The organism is Photobacterium frigidiphilum (genome assembly GCF_003025615.1).
GTDB classification, from domain to species: domain Bacteria; phylum Pseudomonadota; class Gammaproteobacteria; order Enterobacterales; family Vibrionaceae; genus Photobacterium; species Photobacterium frigidiphilum.
In genome coordinates, this window is the sequence record NZ_PYMJ01000002.1 from 204813 (window position 1) to 224824 (window position 20012).

Sequence of the window (20012 nt, forward strand, 5' to 3'; positions counted from 1 at the left end):
TATCTTCCCTTCCTGACGAATGGGTATTTTCATCCTATGCTTCTGATAGGAAGATTAATAACCTTACCACCCTAATGTACTTTATTATTGATATAGGCATTTGATTAAGCTGCAGTTAATCTAAACTCATTGAGTTGATTGAATTTCATGCTACTTGATGCTGTTCTGTGGAGGATACTCTCATTGCTTGAGGGGAAAGATGTACTCGTTGTTGAGGATGACCCTGTTTTTCGGCACATGATCTGTGGCTTTCTAAAGAGCCAAGGATGCATGGTGCGTGAAGCAGAGGATGGATTAAAAGGGCTTCAAGCATTACGTGAAGTGATTCCTGATATATTGTTATGCGATCTTGCGATGCCTATTTTATCAGGCATGGAATTTGTCGAAGAAATATCGATGCAGTATCCGATGGTGCCAGTCATTGTTATCTCTGGTACGGGTGATATGGCAGATGTTGCGACGGCATTACGGCATGGTGTCAAAGATTTTTTGATAAAGCCACTCGATAATATCATGGTATTAAAGGCGTCTCTTTTATCTGTGCTTAAGGCGCAAGACTCTTCTGAAGAAGGCAGAGATTTTACGAACCAATGGTTCGGTGCTGGAGAAGATAAAAGCGTTATTGATGAAGAGCTTGAATGGCATATTCAAGAATTGCAAGACAACCCAACTATTGCCAGAGAGTTATTAGTTGGATTGATGCCCGAAACTGAATCAAAATTTGGTGATTGGCAGATTAATTATTGCGTACTTCAATCTATAGACGTGCAACCTGTTTTGCTCGATTACACGTGGTTAATGGATGGACGGTTAGCGTTTTACTTAGTGGATTCGGCATCTGATAGTGAGCAAGGTACAGCAACCACATTACTTATACGTGCGCTGTTTAATGACTATATTCGTACTCGAATGGCAGATGAAAATAATTTAAATCACCTCATTCAGCTAATTGAAAAGGGGATGAAGCATTCTGACTATTCTTCGCCGATTAAAGGTTTATTCGGAATATTTAGTGCTTGTGATCGTAGCTTGAATGTTATTTCTGCAGGCTTAGGCGCAGTATTACAAACCAGTGAAGAAACAACATCTATCATGGCACAACCATGGCTTGGTCAAGGCGCCATAAATAATGACACTATTCATTTATCATTATCAGACTTTGGTGGCAGATTATCTTTAAGTGAAATAGGTTCGGCAAGTTTCAGTGTCACACTAAAGCGATTGGAAAGGTGATAAGTGATACAAAGAAAGGGGTAGAGAAAGCGTCTATCGACATTATACGAAATGAAGTAGGGCGAGTAGTAAGAATCGGGATTCTAACACTCGCCCTAGTTTAAGCTAAAAACTATGAATTATGCTTCTACAGCTTTACCATTCACATCTTCAACTGCTTTTCCTTCTGCACCATGCATCCAACGAACAAGTTGGTTTGAGCAAAGAAGTAGTAATACGCCTGCAACTACTGCAGCAATTGCGATACCACTGAATATAGCCATTGGACCTGATTCACCCATTAAAGAACCAATAATACCAGCGACATAGTTAGCAACCGCATTGAAGCCAAACCATGCACCCATCATTAATGATGCTAAACGTAGTGGTGCAAGTTTAGTGACCATGGATAGACCAATAGGTGATAGGCATAGCTCTCCAAGTGTATGGAAGAAATATGCACCCACTAACCACAGCATTGACGTTTTCACTGTGATATCGCCACCTTGCTGCATTACTGCACCCATCATGAATACGAAGCCGATTGCAAGGAAGAATAAACCCATTGCGAATTTGACTGGAGAATTCGGCTCTTTAGGACCCATCTTCACCCAAAGTGCGGCAATGATCGGCGCTAATGTGATAACGAAGAATGGGTTCAATGATTGGAACCAAGCTGCTGGCACTTCAAAACTACCAATCATGCGATCAGTATATTGTTGTGAGAAGATGTTCATCAAACCGCCAGCCTGCTCAAAGCCAGCCCAGAAGATAACAACAAACAAGCCCATAATCATGATGACTTTTAGTCGGTCACGTTCTTGTGTGGTTAATGGCTCTTTTTTACCTGATTTATTCATTTCTGCAGCGCGTTTAGCGGCGGGTACTTTACCAATGTTACCAAGAATCCGTTCAGCAAAAATAAGTTGAGTGACTAAGCTGATAACCATACCAATACCAGCGGTAAGGAACCCGGCTTTCCAGCCATAATTCATTGATGCAGTACCAGCAATAATACCTGCTAATAAAGAACCAAGGTTGATACCCATGTAGAAAATAGTGAATGCACCGTCACGACGATGATCGCCATCTTGGTAAAGATCGCCAACCATTGTTGAAATATTTGGCTTGAAAAGACCATTACCTACAATTAATAGCGCAAGGCCTAAATAGAATGCCGTTACTGCATTAGGGTCAATCATGCTGTGCGGTAATGCCAGTGTAAATTGACCTAAGGCCATTAATACACCACCAATAATAATTGAACGTCGTTGACCTAAGAAGTTATCAGCAATCCATCCACCAATTAAAGGGGTGATGTAAACAAGGCCGGTGTAGATGCCATATAGGTTAAGCGCGTCTTGTGTCGACCATCCTAGGCCGCCGTTAATGGTTTTATCTGTAAGGTATAGAACTAAAATTGCGCGCATGGCGTAATATGAAAAACGTTCCCATAATTCGGTACCAAACAGAAGAAACAAACCTTTTGGATGACCTAATAAGTCACCGCTACTACGATTGTTCATAATTATTCTCTATGTTTTATTATTTATGTGTTTGCTAATGCTGCTAGTTTTATAAAGCACAAATTTTTACTCTGCAAGTTTTCACAATCACGAAATATAATGCCAACATTTTAACCTGTTGTTTTTTAAGGTTATGCGTGTAATTTGCACAAAACTGGAAACTAAGTTCTCTCTAAGTTAAATGAAATATAATCCTTGTTAGTGATAATCCTATAGATTATTTATCTTAGTTTTTGCTTTTGTGTGGTGTTATATATTAATATTTTTAATAATTCATGATTGTTACATTTGTAACATCTTAAGAGAGATGAAATCAAAAGTATCAAAATGGATACATATTTTGAGTTGTTCTTTATAGGAGAGTTATTATAATTTGATGCAGCGTATGTAGATTGCAGAGATTGTTATGAAAGATTGGTTCCTTCTTTACTGTAAGCGAAGTGAGCAAGAGCGTGCAGTAATAAATTTAGACAGGCAAGGTGTCGAATGTTATTACCCTCAGGTTAATGTAAATAAAATTATACGTGGTAAACGAGTTGAAACCAGTGAGCCCCTCTTTCCTAGCTATATCTTTGTGTATTTTGACCCTGAACATTTAAGCTACACAACAGTACGTTCTACGCGTGGTGTTGCAGATTTCATCCGACAAGGTGCTAGACCGCAAATGGTTCAGCAAGAGTTGGTGTATGGTTTGATGATGAATGAAAACTGTGAAGATCACCAAGCTAAGCTCTCTAGTTTACCTATTCCTGGTGAGTGCCTACAGCTAAAGCAAGGGCAATTTAAGGGGATAGAAGCGATCTACCAAGAAGCTGATGGTGAAAAACGATCATTTATGTTGATTAATCTATTGGGTAAACCTGTAAAAGTCAGTGTTGAAAATGAAGATATCGTAAAAGATTAATCCTTAATTATTGAGAGGCCCGTAAGTTTCAGATGAAATTTACGGGCTTTTTATATATACCCAAGCATCTTGAGATGCTTGGGTATATTAAGAAAGACAAAAAAGAGCAAGGCTTGTATAGTTGGGAAATGTATAAAACAGTGACACATATTTAATTTCCACTTATAAAAATCAGCATGATGGCATTGGTGCTGATTTGAGTGTCACCAATATCTTTTGAAAATTAATGGAATTTATAATGACGAAGACTTCCCCTGTTCGTAAAGCCGTTATCCCTGTTGCGGGCCTTGGTACGCGTATGTTGCCAGCAACAAAGGCTATCCCGAAAGAGATGTTGCCTATTGTTGACCGTCCTTTGATCCAATATGTGGTAAACGAGTGTGTTGCAGCGGGTATTAAAGAAATCATCTTGGTTACTCACTCCTCAAAAAATTCGATTGAAAACCATTTTGATACCTCTTTTGAATTGGAAGCGACGTTAGAGAAACGTGTTAAACGTCAATTACTTGAAGAAGTACAAAGTATTTGTCCAAAAGGTGTAACGATCATGCACGTACGTCAAGGCCAAGCAAAAGGTTTAGGCCATGCGGTGCTAAGTGCGCGCCCGTTAGTGGGAGATGAACCTTTTGCTGTTGTGTTACCTGATGTTGTTCTTGATGATGCAGCCAGTGATTTACGCACTGAAAATATGGCAGCAATGATTGCAGCGTTCAATGAAACAAAAATAAGCCAAGTAATGGTAGAGCCCGTTCCAATGGCTGATGTATCGAGTTACGGTGTTGCTGATGTCAGCGGCGTTGACTTAAAGCCGGGTGAAACTGCAGCAATGACTAAAGTGGTAGAGAAACCCGCGCTTGAAGATGCACCCTCAAACCTTGCGATTGTGGGGCGTTACGTGCTTCCTGCTGAAATTTGGGGAATGCTAGAACGTACCCCTGTGGGCGCCGGTGATGAAATTCAGTTAACAGATGCTATTGATATGCTGATGGAGTCTCAGCAAGTTAATGCTTTCCATATGTCAGGAAAGAGCCACGATTGTGGTACTAAGCTTGGTTACATGCAGGCTTTTGTTGAATATGGTATTCGTCATAATAGCCTTGGTGATGATTTCAAAGCCTATTTAAAAGACATGGTTAAAACACTTTAAATGGGAAGTGGCGAGAGGCTCCAAGGCCACTCGCTTTTTTCTTTCCTACGCTTTTATCTAGGCTCTCGCGTCTTGCCTTTGCGCTTAGTCCGAATGATACTGCTCACAAGCTAATAATGTATTCTCGATTAACGTGGCGACTGTCATTGGACCCACACCGCCAGGTACGGGGGTAATGTATTTTGCTTTCTCACGGGCAACATCATATTCCACATCACCCGCTAGTTTACCGCTATCTAAACGATTGATACCCACATCTATAATTGTAGCCCCTTCTTTAATCCAATCTCCTGGAATAAAGTGAGGCTTGCCCACAGCAACAACCAAAATATCAGCTTGTCTTATATGGTGTTCAAGATCTTGAGTGAAGCGGTGACACGTTGTGGTTGTTGCTCCGGCGAGTAGCATCTCTAACGTCATTGGTCGACCGACAATGTTGGATGCGCCAACAATAACAGCATGTTTACCACGTACGGGGATATTGTAACGCTCTAGCAGAGTGATAATGCCTTTTGGCGTACATGAACGGAGTTTAGGAATGCGCTGGCTTAAACGACCCACATTATATGGGTGGAAACCATCGACATCTTTTTCCGGGTCGATATGCTCCAGTATATTAGTGGTATCAATGCCTGCAGGTAGTGGTAGCTGTACTAAAATACCATCAATTTCTTTATTGGTATTGAGTTCGTTAATTAACGCTAAAAGTTCTATTTCTTTTGTGTTTGCAGGCAGATCGAATGATTGAGATATGAACCCAACTTCTTCACAAGCTTTACGTTTGCTACTAACATAAATTTGAGAGGCTGGATCTTGCCCTACAAGTACCACGGCTAAACCAGGTGCCCGTAACCCAGCTTCAACGCGTGCTTTAACGCGCGCGGCTACTTCTTGTCGAACAGTTTGGGCTATTAATTTGCCATCAATAATTTGAGCTGCCATGTTTTTCCTTTTGGGGTAGGGCTAAGAATAAGCAACGCAATTGTCTCAGATAATGTGATTCAGATCCACCGCGCAAACGTTTGCCTTTTGTTTGTTCGAGCGCATGCCTTTCATTAATAGCTAAATGATAAGTACGCCATTGGCTTAAATTACTTCGGAGGAAAAAAATAGGGGAGGTATTTCAGAGTTGAATTAAATCATGTTGCTGGAACTTTGACCGCTTAACGCTTAAAGTGGCGAAAATCAGGGAAAAGCATTGACCTTGTATCGTAGCGACGTATAATTCTGCCTCGTAACGCAATGTTACGTCAGTGATTTCGTTTTTAGTTATCACCGAACTTAGTTATTAAAAATAGTACAGAGCGCCCTTAGCTCAGCTGGATAGAGCACGTCCCTTCTAAGGATGTGGTCGCAGGTTCGAATCCTGCAGGGCGCACCACTTCTTTCTTGTTCATCTCATTTTTTATCATCTCTTTCTGACCATCGCATGATTGAAATATAATTATTATCATCTGATTTTGTCTTTTCAATACATTATGATTAAGCCGCGTTACACAATCTACGTTGTTTCGCTATAAAACTATTGATAAGTTCGTTTTTTGAACGATAAATTTGATCCGATAAAATTGAATGTTTTGACTAATCTTTATACTTATCTTGTTTCCCGTTCGGTTATTTTTGCGTCTTTTACGTTGAAAAAGCATGCTTAAAGCAGATTTTTTACTTTTCACCCTTGAAAATCGATTTTTTGCCCCTATCTTGTCCTGAAGTTGCATTTGATTGCGGTTTGACATTATCAGCCTCGACGGCAAGTGCTCATATCGTTATAATAGCGCGTTAAATTTCTAGTCCTGTGGCTTTTTGCCCTTTTGAAGATGCTTCATCTTTGGAATTGTTAAGTCAGAAGTACTAGAAATTAGCAGAATTAGAGGTGCTATGGTTTTAGCCGTAGCACGAAAGGATGCCACCGTCTTAAAAGACTGTTCGGCGACATCACTCAGGAAAACTGAGTAAGATTTGAGGTTTAATAAAATGCAAGTTACCGTTGAAACTACTGAAGGCCTAGAACGCCATCTAACTATTACAGTTCCTGCTGCTAACATTGAAAACGCAGTAACTGCAGAGCTGAAAAAAATTGCTAAAAATCGTCGTTTCGATGGTTTCCGTCCTGGTAAAGCACCGATGAAAATGGTTGCTCGTATGTTTGGCGGCTCTGTTCGTCAAGATATCCTAGGCGAAGTAATGCAGCGTCACTTTATCGAAGCTATCGTTAAAGAAAAAATCAATCCAGCTGGCGCACCTACTTTTACTCCAGTAGACATCGCTGAAGGTAAAGATCTTGTATTTAAAGCTTCTTTCGAAGTATTCCCTGAGATTGCTTTAGCGGGTCTAGATAAAATTGCTGTAGAAAAGCCAGCAGTTGAAGTAAAAGACGAAGACGTGACTAACATGCTTGATACGCTACGTAAGCAGCAAGCAACTTGGTCTGACGTTGATGCAGCAGCAGAAGCTGATAGCCGCGTAACGATTGATTTCATCGGTTCTATCGACGGTGAAGAATTCGAAGGCGGTAAAGCAGAAGGTTTCGCTCTAGCAATGGGTCAAAACCGTATGATTCCTGGCTTTGAAGACGGCATCGTTGGTAAAAAAGCAGGCGAAGAATTTACTCTAGAAGTAACTTTCCCTGAAGAATACCATGCTGAAAACCTAAAAGGTAAAGCAGCATCTTTCGCAATCACTCTGCATAAAGTTGAAGCACAGGAATTACCTGAGCTGACTGAAGAATTTATTGCTAAGTTTGGTGTTCTAGACGGTTCTATTGAAGGTCTGAAAACTGAAGTTCGCAAGAACATGGAACGTGAGCTTAAGCAAGCTGTTAAAGGCCGCATTAAAGAGCAGGTTCTTGACGGTCTTGTTGAGCAGAACGACATCAATGTTCCTGCTGCTCTTATCGACCAAGAAATCAATGTTCTACGTCAACAAGCTGCACAGCGTTTTGGTGGCGATGCTAAGAACACGCCTGAACTACCACGTGAGCTTTTCGAAGAACAAGCTAAGCGTCGTGTAGTTGTTGGTCTTCTAATCGGTGAAGTAATCAAAACTGAAGAGCTAAAAGCAGACGAAGATCGCGTTAAAGCAATCATCACTGAAATGGCTTCTGCATACGAAGATCCAACAGAAGTTGTTTCTTACTACGAGCAGAACGAAAAGATGATGAGCAACATGCGTAATGTTGCACTAGAAGAGCAAGCTATTGATGCGCTTCTTGCTAAAGCTCAGGTTACAGAAAAAGAAGTTGGTTTTAACGATTTAATGAACCAACCAGCAGCTTAATTTGCTGAAATTACTGTAGAGATTTGACTTTGTTTCGAATCATCTGCTAACAATGGTCCGTGTGAGTCATTTCATTCGGGCCATTTATTTTAGGGAAATAACGTTATGAGCTACCAAGAAAGAAACGCAATGTCTCCAATTACGGATGCGCTGGTTCCAATGGTGGTCGAGCAGACTTCTCGTGGTGAGCGTTCTTACGACATCTATTCCCGATTACTAAAAGAGCGTGTGATTTTCTTGACCGGTCAGGTTGAAGATCATATGGCTAATTTAGTAGTTGCACAGCTATTGTTTCTTGAATCTGAAAATCCAGATAAAGACATCTTCCTTTACATCAACTCTCCAGGTGGTTCTGTTACTGCTGGCATGTCAATTTATGACACTATGCAGTTTATTAAACCAAATGTGAGCACTGTATGTATGGGGCAAGCATGTTCTATGGGTGCATTCCTGCTAGCTGGTGGCGCAAAAGGTAAGCGTTACTGCCTACCTAACTCTCGCGTTATGATTCACCAGCCGTTAGGTGGCTTCCAAGGACAAGCATCGGATATTCAAATCCATGCAAAAGAAATTCTAACTATCAAACAACGTTTGAATAACCTACTTGCTGAACATACAGGTCAACCTTTAGAAGTTGTTGAAGGTGATACAGACCGTGATAACTTTATGTCAGCAGATCAGGCGGTTGAATACGGTTTGGTTGATTCTGTTTTGACGCAGCGTGACTAATTCTTTTTGATGGCTTTGTTGTGCAGCTTTACTGCGTAACGGAGCAAAATCGTAAGAATTGTTATACACTCAAAACAAAGCAATGATGGGTGAAAACCCAAAATGAGGTTAGCGAATGACAGATAAGCGAAAAGAGACGGGTAGTGGAAAACTGCTGTATTGCTCTTTCTGTGGAAAAAGTCAACACGAAGTTCGTAAGCTAATCGCTGGACCTTCTGTGTATATTTGCGATGAGTGTGTCGATCTTTGTAACGACATCATTCGCGAAGAAATCAAAGAAGTGATGCCTAAGCGTGATGGCAATGAACTTCCGACTCCGCAAGAAATTCGTACAAACCTGGATGATTATGTTATTGGTCAAAACCATGCGAAAAAGGTTTTGGCTGTAGCGGTATACAACCACTACAAACGTCTTCGTAATGGCGACACTACAAGTGATGGTGTTGAGCTAGGTAAAAGTAATATTCTACTTATCGGTCCTACTGGTAGTGGTAAAACGCTTCTAGCTGAAACGTTAGCACGTATGCTAGACGTTCCATTTACAATGGCTGACGCAACGACGCTGACTGAAGCGGGTTATGTTGGTGAAGATGTTGAAAACATCATTCAGAAGCTGCTACAGAAATGTGATTATGATGTAGCTAAAGCTGAGCGCGGTATTGTTTATATCGATGAGATCGATAAGATTTCTCGTAAGTCTGATAACCCATCAATTACGCGTGACGTATCTGGTGAAGGTGTTCAGCAGGCGCTATTGAAATTGATTGAAGGTACAGTGGCTTCTGTTCCACCACAAGGTGGTCGTAAGCATCCTCAACAAGAATTCTTACAAGTTGATACTTCTAAGATTCTATTTATCTGTGGCGGCGCATTTGCTGGCCTAGATAAAGTGGTTGAGCAACGTGTCGCAACGGGTACGGGTATTGGCTTTAGTGCTGATGTTCGTTCAAAGAGCGAAGAGCGTACAATCAGTGACTTGTTTAAGAAAGTAGAACCAGAAGATTTGGTTAAGTACGGTCTTATTCCTGAGTTTATTGGTCGTCTGCCTGTAACTGCCACGTTGACTGAACTTGATCAAGATGCATTGGTTCAAATTCTTCGCGAGCCGAAGAATGCATTAACTAAGCAGTATGCGGCGTTACTTGAGCTTGAAAATGTTGAGCTTGAGTTCCGTGACGATGCATTAGTTGCTATTGCACGTAAAGCAATGGATCGTAAAACTGGCGCACGTGGTTTACGTTCAATTGTTGAGGCTGTTTTACTTGATACAATGTATGAACTGCCATCGTCTGTTGGTGTAAGTAAAGTTGTTATTGATGAGTCTGTTATCAACGGCGAGTCAGAACCACTTATGATTTACGAAAACACCGAAAATCAGGCAGCTGGTGCTGAATAAGTGTCTAATAACTGCACATAATGAATAAAAAAAGGAGGCTTTGGCCTCCTTTTTTGTTTTCTGTTACTTCTCCCGTTGAATAATAGTGGGTTACCCCCATATACTCATTAAAGAGACTAAAAGGAAGAGAGAAGCATATGAACCTGGAGCGTTCCGAGCGCCTTGATATTCCGGTTCTGCCACTGCGTGATGTGGTGGTATACCCTCACATGGTGATTCCATTGTTTGTGGGACGGGAAAAATCAATTCGTTGCCTTGAATCAGCAATGGATAACAATAAACAAATTCTACTGGTAGCTCAGAAAGAAGCTGCCACTGATGAACCTGCAATTACAGATTTGTACGATGTAGGTACAGTTGCCACTATTCTGCAGTTATTGAAATTGCCAGACGGTACTGTGAAGGTTTTGGTGGAAGGTCAGCAGCGTGCTGCGGTTGAAAATCTTGTCGACAATGAATTTTTCAGCGCACAAGCCGAGTTTTTGGTTACACCAGAAATGGATGAAAGAGAGCAGGAAGTACTGGTACGTACTGCGATCAACCAATTCGAAGGCTTTATTAAGCTGAATAAAAAGATCCCACCAGAAGTGCTAACGTCTTTAAATGGTATTGATGAAGCGGCTCGCCTTGCTGATACCATTGCTGCGCACATGCCTTTGAAGTTGGCAGATAAACAGAAAGTACTCGAAATTATCGATATCACAGAGCGTTTAGAGTTCTTGATGGCGATGATGGAATCTGAAATCGATTTGCTTCAAGTTGAAAAACGCATCCGTGGACGCGTTAAGAAGCAAATGGAAAAGAGCCAACGTGAGTATTATTTAAACGAACAAATGAAAGCCATCCAAAAAGAATTGGGTGAGCTTGATGATGCACCAGATGAATTTGAATCTTTAAAAATAAAGATTGAAGCCTCTAAGATGCCAGCAGAAGCGAAAGAGAAGACAGAACAAGAGCTTCAAAAGCTTAAAATGATGTCTCCTATGTCTGCGGAAGCGACTGTCGTGCGTGGTTACATCGACTGGATGCTGAGTGTGCCTTGGCACAAGCGTTCTAAAGTGAAGCGCAACTTAGCGAAAGCTGAAGAAGTACTGAATGCCGATCACTACGGCTTAGAGCGCGTTAAAGAACGTATTCTTGAGTATTTAGCCGTTCAAAGCCGTATCAATAAACTGAAAGGTCCAATTCTTTGTCTTGTTGGTCCTCCTGGTGTGGGTAAAACGTCACTAGGCCAGTCTATTGCCGCCGCAACAGGGCGTAAGTACGTACGAATGGCGCTAGGCGGTGTTCGTGACGAAGCTGAAATCCGTGGTCACCGTAGAACGTACATTGGTTCTATGCCGGGCAAGATAATTCAAAAAATGGCAAAAGTCGAAGTGAAAAATCCGCTGTTTTTATTAGATGAAATCGACAAAATGTCATCTGATATGCGTGGTGACCCAGCTTCTGCTTTGCTTGAAGTACTAGATCCTGAGCAAAATAATGCCTTTAACGATCATTACTTGGAAGTTGATTACGATCTTTCTGACGTAATGTTTGTCGCAACGTCTAACTCTATGAATATTCCTGGTCCATTACTTGACCGTATGGAAGTGATTCGTCTGTCGGGTTATACCGAAGATGAGAAGTTAAATATTGCGAAAAATCACCTACTCGATAAGCAGATTCAACGTAATGGCTTAAAAGTGGGCGAGGTTGAAATTGATGACTCAGCGTTAATCGGCATTATTCGCTACTACACACGTGAAGCGGGTGTACGTAGTCTTGAGCGAGAAATTTCAAAACTTTGTCGTAAAGCAGTAAAAGAAATTTTATTGAATAAAGACGTGACGAAAGTCACGATTAATCAAGCTAACCTAAAAGACTACCTTGGTGTTCAGCGCTGTGATTACGGTAAAGCTGATGAAAGCAATCGTATTGGTCAAGTGACTGGTTTAGCATGGACTGAAGTTGGTGGTGATTTATTAACCATCGAAACGGAGTCAATGCTAGGCAAAGGTAAGTTGACCTACACTGGCTCACTCGGTGATGTGATGCAAGAGTCGATTCAAGCAGCGATGACGGTTGTAAGAGCACGTGCAGAGCGTCTAGGTATTGCTACCGACTTTTACGAGAAGCGTGATATTCACGTTCACGTACCAGAAGGTGCAACACCAAAAGATGGCCCTAGTGCTGGTGTCGCAATGTGTACGGCACTTGTTTCAAGCTTAACCGGTAACCCTGTTCGTGCTGATGTTGCAATGACGGGTGAAATTACCCTACGTGGTGAAGTACTGCCAATCGGTGGCTTGAAAGAGAAACTGTTAGCAGCCCACCGTGGTGGTATTAAAACTGTCATCATTCCTAAAGAGAATGAACGTGACTTGGAAGAGATTCCAGCTAACGTAATTGCTGATTTGCTCGTACGCCCAGTACGTTGGATTGATGAAGTGCTAACGATAGCATTGCAGAATAATCCAACAGGCATTGAACTGGTAAATGCCCCAAATAGTGACGTGCAGCAAAGTTAAGTAAAGAAAAGACGCTTTCAAGTGCGAAAAGCCTTGTCAGCGTTTTTTTGTCTGGCTATAAGTTAGGTCTAATTCGTTGTTTGCTCAATAATATCAATGCATGCACTTAATCTTGGGTTGTTGTATTGGCATAATAAAGCTTGATAAATATTTTGGTTGTCCGCTGTGAAAGCTCAAATAAAAAGGGTTTTTGCAAAAAGGTTGCTTACGGACAATGTTCATAGAGGGGATGAAATCGTGAACAAAACTCAGTTAGTTGATAAAATCGCAGAAAGTGCAGATATCTCAAAAGCGTCTGCTGGTCGTGCTCTAGATGCATTCATTGATGCTGTATCTGGTACATTGAAAGATGGTGATCAGGTTGCTCTAGTCGGTTTTGGTACCTTCTCAGTACGTGATCGTGCAGCACGTACAGGTCGCAACCCTCAAACGGGTGAAGAAATCCAAATTGCAGCAGCGAAAGTACCGGGCTTCAAGCCAGGTAAAGCACTTAAAGATTCTGTAAATTTATAAGCGTCTGCAATATTAGCTCTTGTAATAGAGCTGGGCAATTAGCCTTGTGTTTACGTTGTGTGAAATTACAGCACAAAGATTATTGTCGGTTGTTTCTACAATTAGACAAATCTGATGAGGCGCATCGTGTAGATGCGCTTTTTTTACTTTATACTGGTGTAATTTATATCAGATGATATTGCGGTAGACAATTAGCGAGATTAGTTGATTGTTAGCGCAGGCATTACTCACAGTACCATATCAGCTAGACATGTAGGAGATACGGCAGATTATGATGGAACGATTGCGCGAAGGCGTTAACAGTATTTGGGTTAAGGTTATTCTTGGCTTAATTATTTTTTCTTTTGTTTTTGCCGGGGTCGGTAGTTATCTAGCCGGTGGTAGCCAACCAGCTGCAGCAAAAATTAATGGCACTGAAATTAGCCAAAACGAATTTGAACAGGCTTACCAAAATGAGCGCAACCGAATGCAGTCGCAGCTTGGTGACTACTTCTCGACGCTATTAGGTGATCCTGAGTATGTTAAACAGTTCCGTCAAAGCGTTCTTGATCGCATGATCAATGACGTATTGATTGAGCAACGTGCTACAGAGCTTGGTCTTCGCATTAGTGATGAGCATATCCGTAAAACGATTACCTCAATGCCTGAATTCCAGCGTGATGGTCAGTTTGATAATGACTCGTACACCATGTTACTGCGCCGTTCAGGTTTCACACCTGATCAGTTTGCCGAATACATGCGTACAGATATGTTGCGTACGCAATTCTTAACCGCAATTCAGGGTAGTGACTTTGCTCTAGATAGTGAATTAACAGCACTTCGCAAGTTAGAAGCTCAGCAACGTGTGGTTCGTAGCCTTACATTAGACCTTGCTGATTTTACTAAAAATGCAACGGTGACTGATGAAGAAGCTAAAGTATTTTATGAGCAAAACCCTCAAATGTTCACTCGTCCTGACCAAGTGAAAGTTGCGTATATCGAGCTTTCTGGCGAAGGTTTAAAAGATACGCTGGATGTGTCTGATGAAGATGTAAAAGCGTATTACGAAGAACATAAAGATAAGTACAGTTCTATTGAGCAACGCCAAGTTAGCCACATTCTAGTACAGGGTGACAATGCTGATGCGAAAGCAAAAGCTGAAGCGCTTAAAGCCGAACTAGATGCTGGTGCTGATTTTGCTGAGCTAGCGTTATCATCATCTGATGACACATACAGTGGCAAAGATGGCGGTAAGCTAGATTGGTTTGAACGTGGCGTGATGGATCCTGCATTTGAAGATGCAGCATTCGGTCTTGCTAATAACGGTGATATTTCTGGTGTTGTTAAATCGTCTTTCGGTTACCACATCATTAAATTAGACGCAGTTAAAGCAAGCCAAGTTAAACCATTTTCAGATGTTAGCGCAGAAATCATTGTAGAGCTTCGTGAACAGCAAGCTGCTGAACACTTCTACGATATGCAGACAAAGTTAGCGGAAACAGCATTCGAGATGCCTGACTCGCTAGACGACGCTGCTGCTGCCGTGAATGCAACGGTTCATACAACAGATTTCATCTCACAAATGGATGCACAAGGTGTATTGGCTAACCCTGCGGTTATGCAAGCATTGTTCAGTGCTGAAGTACGTGAAGATGGTTTAAACTCAGATGTTATTGAGATTGCACCAGAGCACGTGGTGGTTGTACGTGTTGATGATTCTCGTGATGAAATGGTATTACCATTTGATGAAGTTTCTGCAAAAGTGAAAGCACAACTTGCAAGCCAGAAAGGCGAGCAAAATGCACAAGCTAAAGCTGATGACCTTATTGCAGGACTTCGTGCAGGAAATACAGATGCGCTTGAAGCTGAAGGTTTAAGCTTCGGTGAAGAGCAAACTATCAGCCGTTCAGGTCCTGATCGTATGGTTTCTCAAGTGGCGTTTAGTTTAACTAAACCTGTTGGTGATAAATCGATATATGGTATGACGCGTGATGCTACTGGCAACGTTCAAATTATCGCCCTTGATAAGGTGATTGATGTTGATGTTGCGAAAGAGGCAATCAGTGGTGATTTTGCTAAACAAGTTGAGCAAATGAATGCGCAGCAAGATGTTGCCGCAACACTTCAATCGCTTCGCGATACTGCAGAAGTAAGTTATCCATAATTGGATATATCTGCAAATTAACTGAAATTGATATTTCTATTAACGGGTCGCCATTGTGCGACCCGTCGTTTTTATACTGTAAAAACGTTTTTAAACCTTTTCCTTCGTTTCTGACCCGCTATTCTACATCTCAGTTATAACCACTGTGGTTTATCACTAAGTACTTAATTGAATATTCAAAGGAATAGAAATGAAGACAATGATTAAAATGGCATTATTCTCAATGTTTTTACTCTTAGCGCCGTTAAGTCAGGCTGCTAATGAATACGAAGGAATTGAAATAAAAATTAACATTAATAATGCAAACGCAGAAGAATTAGATAAGTTGTTGATTGGTATTGGTCCAGAGAAAGCCGAAAGTATCATTATCTATCGTAAAGAAAACGGAAATTTTCAGACCGCTGATGATTTGACTAATGTGAAAGGTATTGGTCTTGCGACTGTTGATAAAAACAGAGAAAGAATAGAATTATAAATAGCTTGTAGATAACACCGAGAAGGAGAGAGGCGTAGTACTCCTTCATGAGTGTCTGTTCTTCTATGTATTCTGATACGTAAATGCAGCACGAGCGGTAGATAAAAACATGTCATAGCCATAGCACTGGTATTCACTCATTAGTGTCTGTGCATTTTCTAATGAAAATTTATATTTTCCTCGCTTACCCACTCGAACAATCCCCTCCGGTAGTTTTATATTTACACGATATAGAGCTGTCATTTAGGTTACCTTTTTGACTTTAGATAAAGCACAGATAAGCCTTCCTTGGCGACATGTGTTCTAGACACAATACTTACTTATTCTTTTTAGAAGTCACTACTTCTTTGCATTAAATAACACTTGATCGGTTTTGTCTTTGTCTGACCAAAAATTAATGTTGAATTGGGCATCCTCAGATAATTCGACACGATGCCAGTATTCAGGAGGGCTGGTCGCAAACTGCCCAGCGCGAATAACAACGATGGCTTCTGGCTCTGTCGCATTCTCATCCGCAAAACCATAATATGTGACAGTGCCTTCCATTACGCAAAGCTGACCGAAAACACCTTCAGCTGTATTGTGATGAGAGAGCAAAGCGGCTGGTACATTATCTTTGGTAAAGAAAGGAGTTGAACGTTGTATTTTCCAATTGTTAGGAATTCGTAAGTGGATCATGTTTAACCTCTCTGATAACAAATGTTATTGATCATAGAAAGTGATTTGTTGACCAATAAAGATGCATTTATAATACACCTACCTAGTCATTATTCAATAATAATTCTCATTTGCATTGGGTTTGAAGTAGCGTTAATTAGGGTAATTATGTTTTTTATCAGTATCTTGTTGAGAAGAAAAAAAGTAGATAAAGCCTGACAATGCACCTATTAACGCACCAATTAAGTGTGCTTCGGTTGCCACGCGAGCGCCAATTAGAGCTTCTGAGCTGGCTGAACCGCCGTAGATTTGCTCCCAGATGATTTTGACGATTAACCCAACAAATAACAGCCAACCACCTTTGGTTTTTGTGCGTATATCATTAATGGCTCCCCAGGCGAATATGCCATGCAGCACCCCTGATAATCCGGCATACCATTGCATGTTAGTGGCGAATATTCCGCCGCCTATTCCGATAGAAAGCACGATGATTAAAGCGGTGTAACGCTTGGCATTAAAGTGGGCACGAAAAATAAAACTAATAACCAGGAGTGCTAATGCATTCATTAACAAATGTGCCCAATTGGTATGCGTTAGATTTCCTGTTAATATCCGCCATATTTCACCTTGAAGAATCGCATTACGATCCCAAGCAAGCCAAGGCTGAAGCGTAGGTATTTGCGCAACAAGGCAGATAGTGATGATGAGAAATAAATACGTACGAATAGACAAGGCAACCTCATGAGTCGATATTGTGGACAGTGTAAAAAGGCTAAAAAAGCCTGTATTTGTCACTGGGTTCAGGTCATTGATGCTAAAACTGAATTATGGATATTACAACATCCATCTGAGATTAATCGAGCGATTGGCACTGCGCGAATACTTACTTTGTCATTGCCGAACGCACATCTATGGGTGGGTGAAGATTTTTCTGAACACGATGAAATAAATGCCTTACTCAGTGATAAAAATAGAGAAGTGTGGATAGTCTATCCTGAGGATGGCTCAATCCCTATTTCTCAGCTCGTTACGTCTTCGTTACCCATGCACTCTGATACAGTGAAAGAGGGTTCGTCGAATAAGATCCGAACATTAATCTTATTAGATGGGACGTGGAAAAAAGCGTTTAAGATGTGGCAGCTATCAAGTAATTTACAGCAATTGCCAACCGTTAATCTTGATAATGCCGACAATGGTAATTATCGCATCCGTAAATCACCTAAAGATCAGGGGGTTTCAACGGTAGAAGCGGGTTATTTAGCGTTAACTGCACTTGAAGAACACCCTGAAAAGTTTCAACCATTATTAGATACCTTCAATAAGATGATTGATTTTCAGATTCAGCAGATGCCTGAAGGGGTTTATCAGAAAAATTATGGCGGTTCTAGCAACTAGCGCTCTGTATTCCTTGGTTATATATACCCATGTTACCTCAAGGTGCTGAAATAAACATCTTGAGATAACGACACCTACCGTTTAGCGTCTATAAACCATGCCCTTCATTGCCAATCGCGATTGCAGCTGTTGGTTGGAAAAGGGTGCTATACAATCGTTGAGCAAATCCATCGGTCATTCCTGAAATGTAGTCAGCAATTATACGGTGTGAATTTTCATTTTGCTCAACGGCGTGTAACCAACGATCTCGGGTGTTTTCTGGCAGTAAGCGTTCTGGATCTGATGCAAAGGCATCGAACAATTCCATCACTAACTGCTGGCCTTTGTATTCAGATAATTGAATTTCAGGTTTTTGCACCACATAAACGCTGACGAATTGTTTTAATACATCGAGTGCGCGTTCCATTGGTTCGGTTAAAAAAGCGTTCCATTTCAGTAATGGTTCTTCAAAACAATGAATGCCATCTTGAATCGTTGGACCAATGTGAATGGATGTAAGCAGAGCATTAACCATTGCGCCAATTGCATCTTTGCGCTGGTAATGTGTGCCGAACAAATTTTCACTCAATTGCGTGATGCGTTCTTCTAACCAAGTGTCACCGCATTCAGCCAGTTTACTCGCAACAGCATTTTGCCATTGTTCACGGTTTACAATCCCCATCACAATGGCATCTTCTAAATCATGTACACCATAAGCGATATCGTCTGCCAGCTCCATAATAGAGCAATCAAGCGACTTGAAGAGGGTTTTCTGGTGTTCTAGTGGTGATGATCGTTCACCGCGCATCTGTTTAAACAATGCTTTGTCGTGATCAGACAAGGCTTCAAGCACCCATTGGAATGCCTTATTATCATCACTGTAAATCCCTTTAGCTGGGTGCCAGTCTTTGGCTTTAAGGTGACGAAAATTACTGACATCGTTAGGGCGTTCTGTGGCTTGAGTCTCTTGAATATAAGCCGGATATTTAAGTAAACCCAGTAGGCTGCGTCTGGCGAGATTCATCCCGTGGTGTTCGGTGTAGGGTTCTAGCAAGGTAACAATACGAAATGTTTGAGCATTACCTTCAAAGCCGCCGTGATCGCGCATCATATAATTTAAAGCGACCTCACCACCATGGCCAAAGGGAGGATGACCAATGTCATGAGCAAGGCAGATACTTTCCATTAAGCTATTTGAAGGCAATAAATCACGAAAGTCTGGTTGTTTGATTTTTAATTGAGCAACAATGCCGGTGCCGATCTGCGAGGCTTCTAAAGAATGCGTGAGTCGGGTGCGATAGAAATCATGATTACCCGCACCGTGTACTTGTGTTTTTGCTTGTAGCCGTCGAAAAGCAGCTGAATGTAGAATACGGGCGCGATCTCGTTGATACACAGAGCGATGATCGTTACGGCGCATTTTTTGTTCGTTACTCTTTCGTTGTTCCCAATCGGGTGATAGAACAAAAGTAGTCATTAACTGATTTCATCCAGTGTTAAATTAAAACTCTCTACAAAAGTGTTAAGGAAGTATTCCATTTCAGGTGTAGAACGTGTTTGTAAGGTTTTTTCTAAGCGTTTTTTTGCTTGAGCAAATTCGTGATTGCCTGCATTGAGTTCTTCAAGGCATTTCAGGTAAGCGCATAATGAATCTGCTTGTTTCACGATCACATAGTCATCTTTATTGATGCAATGGCTATCAAGCAGTGGTGCGTAATCTTCCTGAAATTCTTCTGGTAACATCGACAACAATTTCTGTTCTGCTGCTAACTCAATTTTTTTGTATTCCTCTGCAATAGCAGGGTTGTAATACTTGATCGGGGTTGGCATATCACCAGTCAATACCTCGCTGGTATCGTGAAACATACCTAATAGTGCAATGCGCTCTGGATTGGTATTGCCATCAAATTTTTTATTTTTTATCAGGGCGAGAGCGTGAGCAACAAAAGCAACTTGAAGGCTATGTTCTGAAATGTTTTCAGTCGACACACTGCGCATTAGTGGCCAACGCTGAATTAGGTTCATGCGTGCTAGGTGTGCGAAGAAATGACTTTTTTCCATATCGGATGCTCCTATTTCAAAAAAGAAAGGCCGATGACATTAAATGCGTATTTATTAAAGGTAACAGAAAATAGCTAAAAGCAGGTAAA

Annotated in this window: 18 protein-coding genes and 1 tRNA gene; 12 read left to right on the forward strand and 7 right to left on the reverse strand. The window is 41.2% G+C overall.

Translation table 11 applies throughout. The features are described from left to right. Nucleotides 1-183 precede the first annotated feature (183 nt). A complete protein-coding gene (locus tag C9J12_RS03080; protein ID WP_107241363.1) occupies nt 184-1233 on the forward strand; it encodes a response regulator in 1050 nt (349 codons plus the stop codon). Nucleotides 1234-1352: 119 nt separating this feature from the next. Here C9J12_RS03080 and C9J12_RS03085 read toward each other — a convergent pair whose 3' ends face one another. Next, entirely contained in the window at nt 1353-2738 is a 1386-nt protein-coding gene (locus C9J12_RS03085) for a peptide MFS transporter (RefSeq protein WP_107241364.1), read from the reverse strand. Nucleotides 2739-3144: 406 nt separating this feature from the next. Between C9J12_RS03085 and rfaH the strand changes: the two genes are divergently transcribed. Further along, on the forward strand, nt 3145-3642 hold the full coding sequence (rfaH, locus tag C9J12_RS03090) for a transcription/translation regulatory transformer protein RfaH (protein ID WP_107241365.1): 498 nt from the start codon (nt 3145-3147) through the stop codon (nt 3640-3642). Nucleotides 3643-3880: 238 nt separating this feature from the next. Further along, nucleotides 3881-4789: a UTP--glucose-1-phosphate uridylyltransferase GalU gene (gene galU, locus C9J12_RS03095; protein ID WP_107241366.1), complete on the forward strand. Its 909-nt coding sequence runs from the start codon at nt 3881-3883 to the stop codon at nt 4787-4789. Between the two features lie 84 nt (nt 4790-4873). Here the strand turns inward: galU and folD are convergent, their stop codons facing one another. Next, nucleotides 4874-5731 carry a bifunctional methylenetetrahydrofolate dehydrogenase/methenyltetrahydrofolate cyclohydrolase FolD gene (folD, locus tag C9J12_RS03100; protein ID WP_107241367.1) on the reverse strand — a complete coding sequence of 286 codons (858 nt, stop codon included), beginning with the start codon at nt 5729-5731 and terminating at the stop codon, nt 4874-4876. 362 nt (nt 5732-6093) lie between these two features. On the opposite strand from folD, the gene C9J12_RS03105 reads away from it, so the two are divergent. The 8 genes from C9J12_RS03105 (at nt 6094) to C9J12_RS03145 (ending at nt 15831) form a co-directional block, all read left to right on the forward strand. Next, nucleotides 6094-6170 (forward strand) — tRNA-Arg (locus tag C9J12_RS03105). A 593-nt stretch (nt 6171-6763) separates the two neighbouring features. Continuing rightward, entirely contained in the window at nt 6764-8065 is a 1302-nt protein-coding gene (tig, locus tag C9J12_RS03115) for a trigger factor (RefSeq protein ID WP_107241369.1), read from the forward strand. Nucleotides 8066-8170: 105 nt separating this feature from the next. Beyond that, entirely contained in the window at nt 8171-8794 is a 624-nt protein-coding gene (gene clpP / locus C9J12_RS03120) for an ATP-dependent Clp endopeptidase proteolytic subunit ClpP (protein WP_107241370.1), read from the forward strand. 115 nt (nt 8795-8909) lie between these two features. Further along, the gene (gene clpX / locus C9J12_RS03125; protein ID WP_107241371.1) at nt 8910-10190 is read left to right on the forward strand and encodes an ATP-dependent protease ATP-binding subunit ClpX; all 1281 of its coding nucleotides are present in this window, start codon (nt 8910-8912) and stop codon (nt 10188-10190) included. Nucleotides 10191-10327: 137 nt separating this feature from the next. Beyond that, on the forward strand, nt 10328-12700 hold the full coding sequence (gene lon / locus C9J12_RS03130; protein WP_107241372.1) for an endopeptidase La: 2373 nt from the start codon (nt 10328-10330) through the stop codon (nt 12698-12700). Nucleotides 12701-12937: 237 nt separating this feature from the next. Continuing rightward, nucleotides 12938-13213 (forward strand): HU family DNA-binding protein, encoded by a 276-nt coding sequence (locus C9J12_RS03135; RefSeq protein ID WP_041394438.1) that lies wholly within the window; start codon nt 12938-12940, stop codon nt 13211-13213. Nucleotides 13214-13484: 271 nt separating this feature from the next. Beyond that, on the forward strand, nt 13485-15356 hold the full coding sequence (ppiD, locus tag C9J12_RS03140) for a peptidylprolyl isomerase (protein WP_107241373.1): 1872 nt from the start codon (nt 13485-13487) through the stop codon (nt 15354-15356). 208 nt (nt 15357-15564) lie between these two features. Next, nucleotides 15565-15831 (forward strand): ComEA family DNA-binding protein, encoded by a 267-nt coding sequence (locus tag C9J12_RS03145; protein ID WP_227876258.1) that lies wholly within the window; start codon nt 15565-15567, stop codon nt 15829-15831. Nucleotides 15832-15894: 63 nt separating this feature from the next. On the opposite strand, the gene C9J12_RS03150 is transcribed toward C9J12_RS03145, so the two are convergent. From C9J12_RS03150 to rrtA, 3 genes are all read right to left on the reverse strand, one after another. Further along, complete coding sequence (locus tag C9J12_RS03150; protein ID WP_107241375.1) at nt 15895-16074, reverse strand: hypothetical protein; 180 nt, start codon at nt 16072-16074, stop codon at nt 15895-15897. A 96-nt stretch (nt 16075-16170) separates the two neighbouring features. Beyond that, a complete protein-coding gene (locus tag C9J12_RS03155; RefSeq protein WP_107241376.1) occupies nt 16171-16509 on the reverse strand; it encodes a DUF1971 domain-containing protein in 339 nt (112 codons plus the stop codon). A 132-nt stretch (nt 16510-16641) separates the two neighbouring features. Then, complete coding sequence (gene rrtA / locus C9J12_RS03160; RefSeq protein WP_193944637.1) at nt 16642-17220, reverse strand: rhombosortase; 579 nt, start codon at nt 17218-17220, stop codon at nt 16642-16644. A 9-nt stretch (nt 17221-17229) separates the two neighbouring features. On the opposite strand from rrtA, the gene C9J12_RS03165 reads away from it, so the two are divergent. Next, the gene (locus C9J12_RS03165; protein ID WP_107241377.1) at nt 17230-17883 is read left to right on the forward strand and encodes a tRNA-uridine aminocarboxypropyltransferase; all 654 of its coding nucleotides are present in this window, start codon (nt 17230-17232) and stop codon (nt 17881-17883) included. Nucleotides 17884-17971: 88 nt separating this feature from the next. On the opposite strand, the gene C9J12_RS03170 is transcribed toward C9J12_RS03165, so the two are convergent. Beyond that, a complete protein-coding gene (locus C9J12_RS03170; RefSeq protein WP_107241378.1) occupies nt 17972-19339 on the reverse strand; it encodes an anti-phage deoxyguanosine triphosphatase in 1368 nt (455 codons plus the stop codon). Beyond that, the gene (yfbR, locus tag C9J12_RS03175; RefSeq protein ID WP_011219285.1) at nt 19339-19923 is read right to left on the reverse strand and encodes a 5'-deoxynucleotidase; all 585 of its coding nucleotides are present in this window, start codon (nt 19921-19923) and stop codon (nt 19339-19341) included. The genes C9J12_RS03170 and yfbR overlap by 1 nt, the downstream gene beginning before the upstream one ends. Nucleotides 19924-20012: the final 89 nt, after the last annotated feature.

Bases quoted from the DNA above. Each gene is read 5' to 3' on its own strand.
- C9J12_RS03085 (WP_107241364.1), bottom strand. From the start codon at position 2,738: ATGAACAATCGTAGTAGCGGTGACTTATTAGGTCATCCAAAAGGTTTG.
- rfaH (WP_107241365.1), top strand. From the start codon at position 3,145: ATGAAAGATTGGTTCCTTCTTTACTGTAAGCGAAGTGAGCAAGAGCGT.
- galU (WP_107241366.1), top strand. From the start codon at position 3,881: ATGACGAAGACTTCCCCTGTTCGTAAAGCCGTTATCCCTGTTGCGGGC.
- folD (WP_107241367.1), bottom strand. From the start codon at position 5,731: ATGGCAGCTCAAATTATTGATGGCAAATTAATAGCCCAAACTGTTCGA.
- tig (WP_107241369.1), top strand. From the start codon at position 6,764: ATGCAAGTTACCGTTGAAACTACTGAAGGCCTAGAACGCCATCTAACT.
- clpP (WP_107241370.1), top strand. From the start codon at position 8,171: ATGAGCTACCAAGAAAGAAACGCAATGTCTCCAATTACGGATGCGCTG.
- clpX (WP_107241371.1), top strand. From the start codon at position 8,910: ATGACAGATAAGCGAAAAGAGACGGGTAGTGGAAAACTGCTGTATTGC.
- lon (WP_107241372.1), top strand. From the start codon at position 10,328: ATGAACCTGGAGCGTTCCGAGCGCCTTGATATTCCGGTTCTGCCACTG.
- ppiD (WP_107241373.1), top strand. From the start codon at position 13,485: ATGATGGAACGATTGCGCGAAGGCGTTAACAGTATTTGGGTTAAGGTT.
- C9J12_RS03145 (WP_227876258.1), top strand. From the start codon at position 15,565: ATGGCATTATTCTCAATGTTTTTACTCTTAGCGCCGTTAAGTCAGGCT.
- C9J12_RS03150 (WP_107241375.1), bottom strand. From the start codon at position 16,074: ATGACAGCTCTATATCGTGTAAATATAAAACTACCGGAGGGGATTGTT.
- C9J12_RS03155 (WP_107241376.1), bottom strand. From the start codon at position 16,509: ATGATCCACTTACGAATTCCTAACAATTGGAAAATACAACGTTCAACT.
- C9J12_RS03165 (WP_107241377.1), top strand. From the start codon at position 17,230: ATGAGTCGATATTGTGGACAGTGTAAAAAGGCTAAAAAAGCCTGTATT.
- C9J12_RS03170 (WP_107241378.1), bottom strand. From the start codon at position 19,339: ATGACTACTTTTGTTCTATCACCCGATTGGGAACAACGAAAGAGTAAC.
- yfbR (WP_011219285.1), bottom strand. From the start codon at position 19,923: ATGGAAAAAAGTCATTTCTTCGCACACCTAGCACGCATGAACCTAATT.